This window comes from Pseudomonas sp. PSB11 (genome assembly GCF_014596605.1).
In the GTDB taxonomy this organism is placed as follows: Bacteria; Pseudomonadota; Gammaproteobacteria; order Pseudomonadales; family Pseudomonadaceae; genus Aquipseudomonas; species Aquipseudomonas umsongensis.
Genome location: NZ_NOIO01000001.1, coordinates 622,520 through 636,979, shown reverse-complemented (window position 1 = coordinate 636,979; position 14,460 = coordinate 622,520). Strand labels below are relative to the sequence as shown.

The window sequence follows — 14,460 nt, the reverse complement described above, 5'->3', positions numbered from 1 at the left end:
GATGGTGCGGGAGGCAATCTTGATCTACAACCAGGAGCGCCCGCACCTGTCTTTAAAATACAAAACGCCCGATGCGGTGCATCGGGCGCTGGGTGAAATAGATGTAAACCTATTTCAGGACTAGACACTTCGAATTGATCGTGCCCACGCTCCGCGTGGGAATGCCTCTACGGACGCTCCGCGTTCGGCTCTTAACGGGACGCGGAGCGTCCCGGGCTGCATTCCCACGCAGAGCGTGGGAACAATCCCTGCTAAGGCTCCATCCCCAACTCATGCTTGACCAACTCAAGCAACTTGCCGCTATCAATGGGCTTGAGCAGGAAGTCCACCACGCTCAGGTGCATCGCGGCGATGGCGTCCTTCACGTCGGCGTCGCCGGAGACGATGATGATCGGCATCGCCGCCCGCACCGATTCGCGCACTTGGCGGATCAGCTCCAGGCCATCGACATGTCCCATGCGCAGGTCGGTGATCACCAGGCCAATCGAGGGTTTCTCTTCCAGCATCTTGAGTGCGGTTTCGCCACTGGCGGCCGTCAAGCAACGAATGCCGTCCATTGCCAGAATCTCCGAGAGCAACTCCCGGGCATCCTTGTCGTCGTCGACGATCAGCACCCGCTGGGACGGCAGGTCAGGTTCCAGCATGACGTCACTGAGCGCCTGGCGCTCGTCGTCACTCAAAATATCGTGGTCGGACATGGCATTCTCTACATGTTCAATTCAATTCCCTAGCACAGTGGTGAGACATCGCTAAGCAGACCTTCAATGTGCACTCCGTCGGAAAATTTTCCAAGAGGGACAAGGTGAGGTTTTTCCTACATTTGCGTAGGGTTTTTCTGTATCAGCATTACAACTGCGTCCTACCTAGACTTACGTCCAATGGGCACCCCGACCGTAGGGGTGGACCATGAATGAGTCATCCGACAACAACAATTCAAAAAGACTGCGGTAATGGTTATGAGTAAAGCGGACGCCTTCACACAGGCAGGGAAAACCGCGGTGTTGCAGAACATCCAGGGTACTTTGCAATTTCTTCAACGCTTCCCGCCCTTCAACCAGATGGAACACGCCCACCTGGCGTACCTGGTAGAACAATGCCAGCTGCGTTTCTACGCCCCCGGCGAGAGCATCATCAAGCCCGCGGACGGTCCGGTTGAACACTTCTACATCGTCAAGCAAGGCCGGGTGGTCGGCGAGCGTCCGCACTCGGCCAAGGGCGGGACCGAAACCACCTTCGAAATCACCACAGGCGAGTGCTTCCCCCTCGCCGCGCTGCTGGGGGAGCGGGCGACACGCACCGAACACCTGGCCGCCGAAGATACCTTTTGCCTACAGCTGAACAAACTTGCATTCATCAAGTTGTTCGCCATTTCCGGCATCTTTCGCGATTTTGCCTTACGGGGCGTTAGCAGCCTGCTGGATCAGGTCAATCAACAGGTCCAGCAAAAAGCCGTGGAAACCCTCGGCACCCAATACTCGCTTAATACCCGCCTGGGCGAATTGGCCATGCGCCATCCGGTGACATGCACCCCAACCACACCCTTGCGCGAAGCCGTGACCCAAATGCACGAGCAGCAGGTCGGCAGCATCGTGATCGTCAATGAACATAAAGCGCCGCTGGGCATTTTCACCCTGCGCGATTTGCGCCATGTCGTGGCCAACGGCATCGGCGATTTCAGCGAGGCGATCGAGCGGCACATGACCCCGTCGCCGTTTTACCTGTCTCCAGACCATAGTGCCTTCGATGCCGCGATTGCGATGACCGAGCGGCATATCGCCCATGTCTGCCTGGTCAAGGATCAGCGCCTGTGCGGTGTGGTCTCGGAACGCGATCTGTTTTCCCTGCAACGGGTCGACCTGGTTCACCTGGCGCGCACCATCCGCAGCGCCCAGCGTGTGGAAAACCTGGTGCTGCTGCGTGGCGAAATTGGTCAACTGGTGGAACGCATGCTGGCCCACGGTGCGTCTTCGACCCAGATCACCCACATCATCACCCTGCTCAACGACCACACCGTGTGCCGGGTGATAGAGCTGACCCTGGCTGAGAAAGGCGATCCGGGCATTCCGTTCAGCTGGCTGTGTTTCGGCAGCGAAGGACGCCGCGAACAGACACTGCACACCGATCAAGACAACGGCATTCTGTTCGAAGCGCGGGACGCGGCCCACGCCGCCGAGATTCGCGGGAAATTGCTGCCCATTGCCCATCAGATCAACCAAAGCCTGGCGCTTTGCGGTTTCACGCTGTGCAAAGGCAATATCATGGCCAGCAACCCGGAACTCTGCCTGTCGCGGGTCGAATGGGCCCGACGATTTGGTGCGTTCATTCGCGAAGCCACGCCGGAGAATCTGTTGGGGTCGAGCATCTATTTCGATTTGCGCGTGGTCTGGGGCAGCGAGCAAGGCTGCGAACAACTGCGCCGCGCGATTCTCGACCAGGTGGCCGACAACCGACTGTTCCAGCGCATGATGGCTGAAAACGCGTTGCGCAATCGTCCGCCCGTAGGACGTTTCCGTGAGTTCGTGCTGGCGCGTAAAAATGGCGAAAAAGCCACGCTGGACCTGAAGATCCAGGGCCTGACCCCCTTTGTCGACGGGGCGCGGTTACTCGCCCTCGCCCACGGCATCGAAGCGAACAATACCCTGGAGCGCTTTCGCCAACTGGTGGCCAAAGAGGTCATCGAGCCACTGGATGGCGCAGCGTATGAAGAGGCCTATCACTTCATCCAGCAAACCCGCATGCAGCAACATCAGCTACAGACCCGGGAGAATTTGCCTTACTCCAACCGGGTCGACCCCGACAGCCTCAATCATCTGGATCGACGCATCCTGCGCGAATCCCTGCGCCAGGCCCAACGCCTGCAAAGCAGCCTGTCCCTGCGATACCAATTATGAGCTACCAACTATGAGCCTTTTTTCATGGTTGCGCCCCGCCGGCCCGAGCTTGTCCGCGGACCTGCAACAACGCCTTCAACGCCTGCCTGTGGTCCAGGGATTAAGTGAATGCAGCCTGCGCGAACAGCGCTGGGTAGTGCTCGACCTGGAAACCACGGGACTGAACATGAACAAGGACCGGGTACTGTCTATCGGCGCCGTGGTGATCGAGGATGGCGCGATCGATTTCAGCCGGCAGTTCGAGCGCACCTTGCAATGCGACGAACTCAAACTCGGCCCCAGTGTGCTGATTCACGGCTTGGGGCCCAGTGCAATCGCCGCCGGCAGTGACCCGGCTGAGGCGTTGCTCGAGTTCATGGAGTTTGTCGGCGACAGCCCGGTGCTGGCCTTTCATGCGCCTTTTGACCAGCACATGCTCGGACGCGCATTGAAAGAGCACCTGGGCTACAAGTTGCAACATCCCTTTATGGATGTTGCGGACATCGCCCCGCTGCTGTGCCCGCAGGCCAATATCCGCGAGGCCGGCCTGGACGAATGGATCGATTGGTTCAAGCTGGAAGTCTTCGAGCGCCATAACGCCAGCGCCGACGCCCTGGCGACCGCCGAACTGGCGCTGATCCTGTTCAGTCGCGCACGACAGCAGCAGATTCACAGCCCGCTGAACCTGCAACAGCGGTTGAACCAGTGGAAGCGGCGGCAGCAAACGCCATCTTTCTAACGGTCACGCCGTTCCGTGTAGGAGCTGCCGCAGGCTGCGATCTTTTGATCTTGGAAATCAAAATCAAAAGATCGCAGCCTGCGGCAGCTCCTACAGGGTCATCCGACAATCTCCTACCCGACCAACGCCAATTGCTTTCACTCCCCCGCCTCTGACACAATCGCGAACAATTCTCGTTAGTTAATATTTCCCAATCGGTGATGCTGCGTGTCGTCAGTTCCAAGCCCCCAAAGTGAGCTCGTCGGTGCGCTATATCGCGACCACCGCGGTTGGCTACTGGCCTGGCTACGGCGCAATGTCGCCTGCCCGCAACGGGCCGAGGACCTGAGCCAGGACACTTTCGTGCGCTTGCTCGGGCGCGAAGAACTGAAAGAGCCGCGCGAGCCGCGGGCATTGCTGGTGGCGATTGCCAAGGGGCTGCTGTTCGACTACTTCCGCCGCGCCGCGCTGGAGCAGGCTTATCTCACCGAACTGATGCTGATTCCAGAAGCCGAACAACCGTCGGTGGAAGAACAGCAAATGATCCTCGAAGACCTGAAAAACATCGATCGCCTGCTCGGCAAGCTGTCGAGCAAGGCCCGCGCGGCGTTCCTCTACAATCGACTCGATGGCCTCGGCCACGCGCAAATCGCCGAGCGCCTTGGTGTATCGGTGCCGCGAGTGCGCCAGTACCTGGCCCAAGGCATCCGTCAGTGCTACATCGCCTTGTACGGGGAGCCGACATGAACCCGGTCAGTTCCAAACCGGTGTCGGCACAGGTGCTCGACGCGGCCATCGCCTGGCAACTGTCCCTGGACTCCGGCAGCCCTGTGGAACGCGAAGAGTTCGCCAAATGGCACGCCGCCCACGAAGAACATGCCCGCGCCTGGCGTCAATTGGGCATGCTCGACCAGCGTTTCAGCGTCGCCAGCGGCCCGGCCCGCACCGCCCTGCTGCAATCGCGCGAAGGCATTCGCCGCCGGGTGCGCAAGCTCGGCAGCGGCCTGGCCAGCATCGTTGCGGTGTTCGGCCTGGCGCTATACGCCGGTGAGCGCTATCTGCCGATCGATTATTGGCTGGCCGACCAGCGCACCGCCACCGGCGAACAACGCACGATTCGCCTGGACGACGGCACCCTGATCAACCTCAACACCCACAGTGCCGTGGACGTGCGCTTCGATGACAAGCAGCGGCGGGTCATCCTCCAGGAAGGCGAAATACTGATCGAAACCGGCCACGGCGACGCACGGCCGTTCATCGTTGAAACCCGCGAAGGCCGCATGCGCGCCTTGGGCACAAGGTTCCTGGTCAAGCGTGAAGAGCAAGGTACGCGCCTGAGCGTGTTGCAATCGGCGGTGGCCGCCCATCCGCAATCAAGTCCTGAGGAGCAGGTCCTGCGCGAAGGCCAGCAAATGCTGATTCGCAGCGACGGCCTGGGCCCGATTGTCGCGCTCAACCTCGGCGCCGATGCCTGGACCCGCGGCATGCTGGTGGTGGACAACGCGCGACTGGAAGATCTGGTGCATGAAATCGGTCGCTATCGCCCGGGTCTACTGGGTGTGGCGCCGGAAGTGGCCGACCTGCGGATCACCGGTAGCTTCCCGTTGCAAAACACCGACCTCGCCCTGAGCGCGCTGTTGCCAACGCTGCCGGTGCAGATTGAGCATCGTACGCAATGGTGGGTGACGGTGGCGGCGAAGACCGAGGCCAGGCCCTAAAAGGTGCTGCGTCAGTGAAGCCGCCTTCGCGGGCAAGCCACGGTCACAAAATTACCGGTCAGTGCAGAACCTGTGGCAGCGGGCTTGCCCGCGATGAGGCCATCAGATCCGCCACAAAACCCAACTTTATTGACTGAATCTAAATTATTTCCATCCAGCCCTATCACTTTTTGATTTTCGTTCGGTACTTAGGCAATTGAGAAGTATTCACTTTCAGGAGCCGCCGTATGTCCCGTTCGTTAGACGCCTTGTTGCGCCCCGGTTTGCTGGCGCTTGCCATTGCTCTTTGCACGCCTTTGGCCAGCAGCCAACTGGTCGCCGCTGAGCAGGCGTCCAGCGTTCGTGCCTACAACCTGCCGGCCGCACCACTGGCCAGTACCCTGAACCAGATTGCCAGCCAGGCCGGCCTGGCGTTGTCGTTGAACCCGTCGCTGGCCGCCGGCAAGCGTTCGGCCCCGGTCCAGGGCCAGTTCGACGCTGCCGGCGCCCTGCGCGAAGCCCTGCGCGGCACCGAGCTGCAACTGGAGCAAAGCGGCGGCACCTACACCCTGGTGGCCGTGCCTGAGGGCGTGATGGCTTTGCCGGCAACCAGCGTCATCGGTGTAGAAGCAGAGACTGAAAACGCCTGGGGTCCGGTGCAAGGCTACCTGGCCAAGCGCACCGCTGCCGGCACCAAGACCGACACGGCACTGGCCGAAGTACCGCGCTCGATCTCTGTTGCCACCCGCGAGCAGATGCAAGACCGCGCCGTACAGAATCTCGATGACGCCGTACGCTACATGCCCGGGGTCATTGCCAGCAGCTACGGCAGCGATAGCCGTGCCGAGTGGCTGAAAGTTCGTGGATTTGAGCCCACTCAGTTTCTCGATGGATTGCCGCTGCCAAAGGGCACTTACACCATGCCGAAAATAGAGACTTGGGACCTGGAGCGAGTAGCCCTGCTGCGCGGCCCTGCCTCCTCGCTTTACGGCCAGACACCGCCTGGCGGCCTGCTCGACATGGTCAGCCGACGCCCTGATGCGTTGGCCAGCAACGAAGTGCAATTGCAAGTTGGCAGCTATGAGCGTAAGCAGATCAGTTTCGACAGTACCGGTCCGGTCGATGACGAAGGGCGTTTTTTGTACCGTGTCAGCGGTGTGGTGCGCGATAGCAACACCACCATCGAGCACATCGACGACAAGCGTTACAACATCGCTCCCAGCCTGACCTGGAACATCGATCCCGATACCAAACTCACTTTCCTTAGCCAGTACAACCGTGACGATACCGGCACCACCAGCCAGTTCCTTCCGCTACAGGGCACCAAACTGTCCTCGCCCGCTGGAGAAGTGAAGTTCCACAAGAATCTTGGCGATCCGGAATGGGAGTTCTACGACAAGACCTATTACGCGTTGGGATATGCCTTTGAGCATCGGATGAACGACGTTTGGCAGTTCCGTCAGAACCTTCGCTATACCAAGAGCGATCTGTCCTTCCAGAGCATTACCGCGGGCGGTTTCTATGGTTCGGTCGAAGACGACGGCACCCTGTCCCGGGGTGCCAACGTAGTTGACGAAGACCTCAGCCAGTTTGCCGTGGATAACAATTTCCAGGCCGATTTCGACACCGCTGCCATCAGGCACACACTGTTGCTGGGGCTGGATCACCAACGCGTCAACACCAACTACAAATGGCTGTTCGGCAACGCGCCAACCAGCAACATCACCCACCCCATCTACGGCCAGGACTTCAGTAACGTCCAATACACCGCGTTCAATGACTACAACCAGAAGACCCATGACACAGGCCTCTACGTCCAGGACCAGATGGCCCTCGACAACTGGCGCCTGACCCTGGGCGGTCGTCAGGACTGGCTGCACACGGATTCGACGTTCTACAACATGAACAATGCCAAGGACACCCGCGACGACACCCACTTCAGCGGCAACGCGGCCATCAGCTATGTGTTCGACTCCGGCTTCACTCCCTACATCTCCTATGCCGAATCCTTCCAGGCAGAAGCGGGTGGCGCCAACGGCGAGGCATTCCGCCCCGGAACCGGCAAGCAATATGAAATCGGACTCAAGTACCAACCACCGGGCATCGACATGCTGTTCACAGCCGCCGCCTATGACCTGACCCGCAAGGACATCGTACTCAGCGACACCCTGGGCGTGTCTCGCCCTTTGGGTGAAGCGAAAGTCCGAGGCTTCGAGCTGGAGGCAACCGGCAACGTCAACGAAAACCTGAACCTGACGGCTTCGTACACCTACGCCAACAGCAAGATGACCAAAGTCACCGATCCGCTGGACAAAAACCGCCCTCTGCCACTGACCCCGGAAAACCAGGCCGCTGCATGGGCTGACTACACCTGGCATACCGGTTTCCTGGACGGCTTTGGAATCGGCTTTGGTGTGCGCTATATCGGCGAAACCGACAACATCGCCATCGGCAGCATGGCCTTTGTTCGCGATCCGTCAGACGGCCACAGCGATGCCTATACCGTCTATGACGCGGCCGTTCATTACGACCTTGGCCGCCTGGACAATGCACTCAAGGGCGTCAGTGTCAGCGTCAATGCCAACAACGTATTCGACAAGGAATACATCTCGACCTGTGACGGTTTCTACTGCTACTACGGCGACCGCCGCAACGTCATGGCCAGCCTTGACTACAAGTGGTAACGACTTGATTTGACACGCCCGGTACCCAGGCCGTCCTTCGAGGACGGCCTGGGTATTTCTGGAGGCCACGAAATGAAAAGTAAAACAATTCGCCGCTGGTCCTTTGTCCACACCTGGACCAGCCTGATCTGCACGGTGTTCCTGCTGATGCTGGCATTGACTGGCCTGCCGTTGATTTTTCACCATGAGATCGACCATTTGCTGGGCGATGCCGCCGAGTTGAAGCAAATGCCGGCAGATACGCAGCAACTGAATCTGCAGCAGCTTGTGCAGGCAGCTGAAAAGCATCGTCCCGGTGACGTCATGCAGTATTTCGGTTTCGACGAAGATGAGCCCAACGGCGCAATCGCGATCATGGCGGCCACCGCCGGCACCGAGCCGAACTCGTCCCACACCTTCATGCTCGACACCCGCACCGGCGAAGCGCTGGAGATGCCGTCGGCCAATGGCGGCTTCATGATGGTCATGCTGCGCTTGCATGTAGACATGTTCGCCGGGCTGCCGGGCAAATTGTTGCTGGCGTTCATGGGTTTGCTGTTCGTCGTCGCGATCGTGTCCGGCACCGTGCTGTACCTGCCGTTCATGCGCCGCCTGAAATTCGCCACCGTGCGCCAGGACAAATCCACCCGCCTGCGCTGGCTCGACCTGCACAACCTGATCGGCGTGGTGACCCTGACCTGGGCCCTGGTGGTCGGCGTAACCGGCGTGATCAGTGCCTGCGCCGACCTGTTGATTGCCGCGTGGCGCCACGACAGCCTGAGCGCGATGGTTGCGCCGTATCGCGATGCGCCCCCGCTGACGCAACTGGCGCCGGCTACACGTTTGCTCGACATCGCCAAGGAAGTCGCACCCGGCATGCAACCGGATTTCATTGCCTTCCCCGGCACGCGGTTCTCCAGCGAACACCATTACGCGGTGTTCATGAAAGGCAGCACGCACCTGACCTCGCACTTGCTGACACCGGTGCTGATCGACGCCAGCACCCTGGAAGTCACCGCCGTGGCCGAGCGCCCCTGGTACATGGACGCCATGGGCATGTCGCAGCCTTTGCATTTCGGTGACTACGGCGGCATGCCGATGCAAATCCTCTGGGCCACCCTGGATGTGCTGACGATCATTGTGCTTGGCAGTGGCGTTTACCTGTGGGTGGTGCGGCGCAAGGCGATGAAACCCGTACTGGAAAAAGCGGAGAGCGTGGCATGAGGCCCCGGCAGTCGAGTTTCTGGAAGGTGTTCGCCACCCCGACCGTAATCGCCTTGTTCAGCGCGGGCGGGTTGTTTGCCGCGTTGCTCGGCGATGGCGTTTGGGATGCCCTGAGCTGGCTTGGATTAGGCATCCCTGCCGTCCTCGCCCTGCGCGGCCTCCTGCATCGCCGGTAACGTGCATCCCCCTGTAGGAGCGAGCATGCTCGCGAAAAACCTGAGAACGCCGCGTTCATTCAGGCTGCCCTCGTCATCGTTGACGACCATCGCGAGCGCACTCGCCCCTACAGGTTATACGATGACACTCTGTCCCGCCCGTCGACTCACCCTGCAAAATCCCTGACATATTTGTTGACACATTCATCCTTGCACTCCTATAAATGCGCATGTTGTACGACAACCTACAACAATGGCAGCGCCCATAACTCCAAAAATAAAATGATGGTGAAGAGATGAAAGTCAAAGGCATCCGCTGGTGGATGGTCGGTTTGGTAACGGCCGGCCTCATAGTCAACTACCTGGCTCGCAATACCCTCTCAGTGGCCGCGCCGACCCTGATGAGCGAAATGAACATCTCCACCGAACAGTACTCGCACATCGTCGTCGCGTGGCAGGTTTGCTATGCGCTGATGCAACCGGTGGCCGGCTACATCATCGATGCCATTGGCACCAAAATGGGCTTTGCCATTTTCGCTTTCGCCTGGTCGATTGCCTGCGCACTGGCTGCGCTGGCGAGTGGCTGGCAGGGCCTGGCATTCGTTCGAGGCCTACTCGGGCTCACGGAAGCAGCGGGCTTGCCGGCGGCCGTAAAAGCCACTACCGAATGGTTTCCGGCCAAGGAACGTTCGGTGGCGATCGGTTGGTTCAATATCGGTTCGTCGATTGGCGCACTGCTGGCGCCACCCTTGGTGGTCTGGGCAATCCTGCACAGTGGCTGGGAACTGGCCTTCCTGATCGTCGGCGGCCTTGGAGTGCTCTGGAGCTTCCTGTGGGTAATCCTCTACAAACATCCTCGGGATCAAAAGCGCTTGGGCGATGAAGAGCGCAATTACATCCTCAGCGGCCAGGAAGAGCATTTCAAGGAACCGGCCACTCAAAAAGGCAGCTGGAAGAAAATCATCGGCAGCCGTAATTTCTACGCCATCGCCAGTGCACGGATTCTCTCCGAACCAGCCTGGCAGACCTTCAACGCGTGGATTCCGCTGTACCTGATGACCGAGCGGCACATGAACATCAAGGAGATCGCAATGTTCGCCTGGCTGCCGTTCCTCGCCGCCGACCTTGGCTGCGTGCTCGGCGGTTATCTGAGCCCGTTCTTCCATAAGCACTGCAAAGTTTCGCTGTTCACCTCGCGCAAAATGGTCCTGCTGTTCGGTGCCTCGTGCATGATCGGCCCGGCGTGCATCGGCCTGGTCGCCAGCCCGTACACGGCGATTGCGCTGCTATGCATCGGCGGCTTCGCGCACCAGACATTGTCGGGGGCGCTGTATGCGATCACCTCTGACTCGTTCGGCAAAAACGAAGTGGCCACGGCTACCGGCATGGGTGGCATGTTCGGCTACCTCGGCGCGGCCGCTTTCACCCTGGTATTCGGCGTGATGGTGACCAAGATCGGCTACAGCCCACTGTTCGTGACCCTGGCGATCTTCGACATCGTCGCCGCGTTCATCGTCTGGACCGTTGCCCGCGAGCTTAAGCCTCAGCAGGCTGTTGCGGGCCCGGAGGGCACATTGCAACCGGCGGGCTAACCACCCCCCGGGTGGGAGCGAGCCTGCTCGCGAAAGCGGTGTGTCAGACAGCATTGATGTCAACTGACACGGCCTCTTCGCGAGCAGGCTCGCTCCCACCATTGAATGTGATCTTGAGCTCTCGCCGCCACACGTTATGCTGCGTGACACCGCCACCATCAACCGAGTCACTGCCATGTCTACCCCGAGCATGACCCTGTACCACAACCCCCTCTCCCCCTTCGTCCGCAAAGTCATGGTGCTCTTGCACGAAACAGGTCAACAGGACCGCGTTGCCCTACAGAATTGCGTGCTCACACCGGTTGATCCGGACCAGACCCTGATCGACGACAACCCCTTGAGCAAGATCCCCGCCCTGCGCCTGGCCGATGGCAGCATCATCCACGACAGCCGGGTGATCCTCGACTATCTGGATCACCAGCACGTCGGCAACCCGCTGATCCCCCGCGAAGGCTCGGCCCGCTGGCGGCGCCTGACACTCGCCTCCCTGGCCGACGGCATCATGGACGCCGCGGTACTGGTGCGCTACGAAATCGCCCTGCGCGCCCCGGAAAAACACTGGGACCAATGGCTCGACGGCCAGCGCGACAAAATCCGCCGTGCCCTGGCGTTGCTGGAAAAAGACGCGATGGCCGAGCTGGCCAGCCATTTCGACATCGCCGCGATCGGTGTGGCCTGTGCGTTGGGGTATCTGGATTTGCGCCATCCGGATCTGGACTGGCGCGAAGCGAATCCGCAGTTGGCGGCGTGGTATTTCGAGGTGAGTCAAAGGCCTTCGATGTTGGCGACGATGCCTAAAGTGTGATCCCTATCCAGATAACCACCCTAGTAGTTCTAATAGTGGTCAAGAATGGATAAAGCGCCGATGCTTAAGGTCCAGCCATATGGACCTTGAGCGGAGTTCGAGCCATGCCCACACAGTCACGCATTACGATTCTGCTGGCAACCGATCAACAGCAATCGGTGTTGAATGCACGCGACTCGGGGCGAGCCCATCCCCTCTCCTACACCCCCTACGGCCATCGCCCACTCGTAAGCTGTTTGCTCAGCCTGCCCGGCTTCAATGGCCAACCGCCAGATCCGGAGACTGGACATTATCATTTGGGCAATGGGTATCGGCAGTTCAATCCGGTGTTGATGCGGTTTCATTGCCCGGATAGTTGGAGCCCGTTTGAGGAGGGGGGGTTGAATGCGTATGGGTACTGCTTCGGGAATCCGATAACTGGCAGCGACTCCACAGGACACACACCTGTCTTTATCAAATCCGCCCTGAGGGGACTCGGGCTTATGAAACAGTCCGCGGCTAAAGGTGCACAAAACATATCGCAGACAGTGGCCAGTCGCGCGGGTGCCTCAATAGCAAGTCAAGTATCTGAGGTATCGAACGCTGGCACCCTAATCGGCAGCGGTTCAAATCTTGTAGGAACCTATAAGCCCGGCCAGGCTTATCAGCGGTTAGGGGGCATTGATTATAACATCTATATAAAACCTTTTAAGAGCTCCAAAGGCTATGACAATATCAAAATCAAGGCAGCCGCACGACGCCCCGAAAGCACTCTTCCTAATCTGACACTGTCTGATTTTCACAAACTGCGTTCGAGCACAAAAGGTAAGAATATTGGAGAGCCGGCTGCTTTGGAGCGTCGACTTATGGAGACCGTCTCCGGTAGATTCGACCAATCCTCACCTGAGTTTTCAGCTTTGCAGAAAAAATTTCAGATGTCTCTAAATCAGGAAAGTACAAGCACTCGTGAAAACGTGATGTTCAAAAAAGTTGCTGGCGGCGTAAGGGAGATTCGCCGCTGAAGCGTCTTAGAATAAGTAGAAACAAGGGGACAGATGTACTTTGATTCGGCAGCATTGGGCTATTGATTGTTGCACCATGGCCTATCTGTTCTGCAAGTAGGCAATGGCTGAAAAAGGATCGATGCTCAAGGAACAGCTTTTGGACATTGCTCGGAGCTCAATCAATGACTAATCCTTCACGTAAAACGATACTGTTGGCAACCGATCAACAGCGGTCGGTGCTGAACGCCCACGCAACGAATCAAGCCCATCCCCTCGCCTACTCACCCTATGGCCACCGTCCATGGGATAACGGTTTTCTCAGCCTACTTGGGTTCAATGGCGAACTTCCGGACCGATTCACCGGGCATTATCATCTGGGGAAAGGGTATCGGCAGTTCAATCCGGTGTTGATGCGATTTAACAGTCCGGATAGTTGGAGTCCGTTTGGGGAGGGAGGGATCAATGCGTATGCTTATTGTTCTGGAGATCCCATTAATAGAGTAGATCCAACAGGGCATTCATTTTGGGCACTTTTACCCTTCGTCCGACCGTCAAAATCTTTAGCAAAAGTTCCTACTATCAGTAAAAAAACAATAGACACCGCTGCCAGAATTGCGAATATGCAACAGGGGATGCTCTACAAAAAACAAACGCTAGGCTATCAACTCGGCGACAAAGCCTCCAGGCTGGATCTGAACGGCAAAAGCGTTGAAAAAATCAATAAATACACCAACATTATCAAGGAAAACAACGATATATTAAAAGACAAAACAAAACAATTACTTGATCAAATGCCAGACTCCCAGGAAAAGGCGACAGCAGTTAAAAACTTTCGGGATCATTTCATTCAATTTCCAACCGTCATAAATCCCACCTCGCATAAAGATCGTGCAGTCGTGGAACTCCATTCACAAGCAATGTACTTCCAAACACAAAAAAACCATATAGAACACCTCCAGAAAATTCAAAGAAGGCAACGACCAGCAATCGCAAACTCATCCATAAGACAACTCACATAAATACCATCAACTATAAGATCGCCTTAAAAGACTCAAGAGAATAAATGAACATTGTCAATCAACAGTCCGGCTTGTCCGCCGTAAACCTGCGAGCCGGATTCACCGCCGCGCCAAACTCGCGCAACGCCTTGGCGCCGATCAACAATGGGTAATTGAAGCTACTGCGATCTGTCAAATTGACCTCGACCGTGCGTTTCACATTGCCCAGGCACAATTCCAGATCGACCACCGGTCGCTTGGTGGGCGCGATCACTTCGCTGTCATCCTCGTCCTCTTCGGAACGGGTCTTGATCTTGCTGATGCGCGCGACCTTGTGTTCGTAAACCTTATTGCTCGCATCCTTCGTGGCGAGGCGGAAGCGCACCCAGTCTTCGCCGTCGCGGGTGAAGGTTTCGATGTCCTTGGCCGACAGCGACGCGGTCAGGGCGCCGGTGTCCATCTTGGCCTTGAGGACTTCGCCGCCGATTTCCGGTAGCGCGATGTATTCGTAGCGACCGTACAGGGTCGGCTCGGCAGCCATGACCGGTAGGGCGATGAGTGAAAGCAGTGCAAGAAGGGATTTCACGTACTGGGAGTCCTTGAGGGTGGGCAGCGCAATTTTAGACCGTTGTTGAATAGATCGTTCCCACGCGCCGCAAAGGATTGCCTCAACGTACGCTTCGCGTTCGGCCCCTGATTTGGGACGCAGAGCGTCCCGGGCTGCATTCCCACGCAGAGCGCGGGAACGATCGGTG

13 protein-coding genes and 1 pseudogene are annotated in these 14,460 nt (G+C 58.2%); 12 read left to right on the top strand and 2 right to left on the bottom strand.

Annotation, left to right across the window (positions count from 1 at the left end):
• Window positions 1-251 precede the first annotated feature (251 nt).
• Entirely contained in the window at window positions 252-698 is a 447-nt protein-coding gene (locus CGA21_RS02980) for a response regulator (RefSeq protein ID WP_188263486.1), read from the bottom strand.
• Window positions 699-956: 258 nt separating this feature from the next.
• Here CGA21_RS02980 and CGA21_RS02975 point away from each other — a divergent pair, with 258 nt between their 5' ends.
• The 12 genes and pseudogenes from CGA21_RS02975 to CGA21_RS02925 all read left to right on the top strand — a co-directional run bounded on the left by CGA21_RS02975 (window position 957) and on the right by CGA21_RS02925 (window position 13,726).
• Entirely contained in the window at window positions 957-2,891 is a 1,935-nt protein-coding gene (locus tag CGA21_RS02975; protein ID WP_317451679.1) for a putative nucleotidyltransferase substrate binding domain-containing protein, read from the top strand.
• Between the two features lie 10 nt (window positions 2,892-2,901).
• A complete protein-coding gene (locus CGA21_RS02970; RefSeq protein ID WP_110750469.1) occupies window positions 2,902-3,609 on the top strand; it encodes a PolC-type DNA polymerase III in 708 nt (235 codons plus the stop codon).
• Between the two features lie 207 nt (window positions 3,610-3,816).
• The gene (locus tag CGA21_RS02965) at window positions 3,817-4,335 is read left to right on the top strand and encodes an RNA polymerase sigma factor (RefSeq protein ID WP_110750468.1); all 519 of its coding nucleotides are present in this window, start codon (window positions 3,817-3,819) and stop codon (window positions 4,333-4,335) included.
• Complete coding sequence (locus CGA21_RS02960) at window positions 4,332-5,306, top strand: FecR domain-containing protein (protein WP_188263485.1); 975 nt, start codon at window positions 4,332-4,334, stop codon at window positions 5,304-5,306. Before CGA21_RS02965 ends, CGA21_RS02960 begins: the two co-directional genes overlap by 4 nt.
• Before the next feature lie 227 nt (window positions 5,307-5,533).
• The gene (locus CGA21_RS02955; protein WP_110750464.1) at window positions 5,534-7,969 is read left to right on the top strand and encodes a TonB-dependent siderophore receptor; all 2,436 of its coding nucleotides are present in this window, start codon (window positions 5,534-5,536) and stop codon (window positions 7,967-7,969) included.
• Window positions 7,970-8,041: 72 nt separating this feature from the next.
• Window positions 8,042-9,172 (top strand): PepSY-associated TM helix domain-containing protein, encoded by a 1,131-nt coding sequence (locus tag CGA21_RS02950; RefSeq protein ID WP_110750462.1) that lies wholly within the window; start codon window positions 8,042-8,044, stop codon window positions 9,170-9,172.
• Window positions 9,169-9,348: a hypothetical protein gene (locus CGA21_RS02945; RefSeq protein ID WP_179056978.1), complete on the top strand. Its 180-nt coding sequence runs from the start codon at window positions 9,169-9,171 to the stop codon at window positions 9,346-9,348. The genes CGA21_RS02950 and CGA21_RS02945 overlap by 4 nt, the downstream gene beginning before the upstream one ends.
• Before the next feature lie 275 nt (window positions 9,349-9,623).
• Window positions 9,624-10,919, top strand: coding sequence for an MFS transporter (locus tag CGA21_RS02940; RefSeq protein ID WP_110750456.1), 1,296 nt, complete (start codon window positions 9,624-9,626; stop codon window positions 10,917-10,919).
• A gap of 175 nt (window positions 10,920-11,094) precedes the next feature.
• On the top strand, window positions 11,095-11,724 hold the full coding sequence (locus CGA21_RS02935; protein WP_110750513.1) for a glutathione S-transferase: 630 nt from the start codon (window positions 11,095-11,097) through the stop codon (window positions 11,722-11,724).
• Between the two features lie 104 nt (window positions 11,725-11,828).
• A pseudogene (locus tag CGA21_RS29800) lies at window positions 11,829-12,104 on the top strand (RHS repeat-associated core domain-containing protein); the annotation flags it as partial.
• A 102-nt stretch (window positions 12,105-12,206) separates the two neighbouring features.
• Complete coding sequence (locus tag CGA21_RS29795; protein WP_223193979.1) at window positions 12,207-12,725, top strand: hypothetical protein; 519 nt, start codon at window positions 12,207-12,209, stop codon at window positions 12,723-12,725.
• A gap of 164 nt (window positions 12,726-12,889) precedes the next feature.
• On the top strand, window positions 12,890-13,726 hold the full coding sequence (locus tag CGA21_RS02925) for an RHS repeat-associated core domain-containing protein (protein WP_188263483.1): 837 nt from the start codon (window positions 12,890-12,892) through the stop codon (window positions 13,724-13,726).
• 58 nt (window positions 13,727-13,784) lie between these two features.
• On the opposite strand, the gene CGA21_RS02920 is transcribed toward CGA21_RS02925, so the two are convergent.
• Window positions 13,785-14,291 carry an ATP-dependent zinc protease gene (locus tag CGA21_RS02920; RefSeq protein ID WP_110750450.1) on the bottom strand — a complete coding sequence of 169 codons (507 nt, stop codon included), beginning with the start codon at window positions 14,289-14,291 and terminating at the stop codon, window positions 13,785-13,787.
• Between the last annotated feature and the right edge of the window lie 169 nt (window positions 14,292-14,460).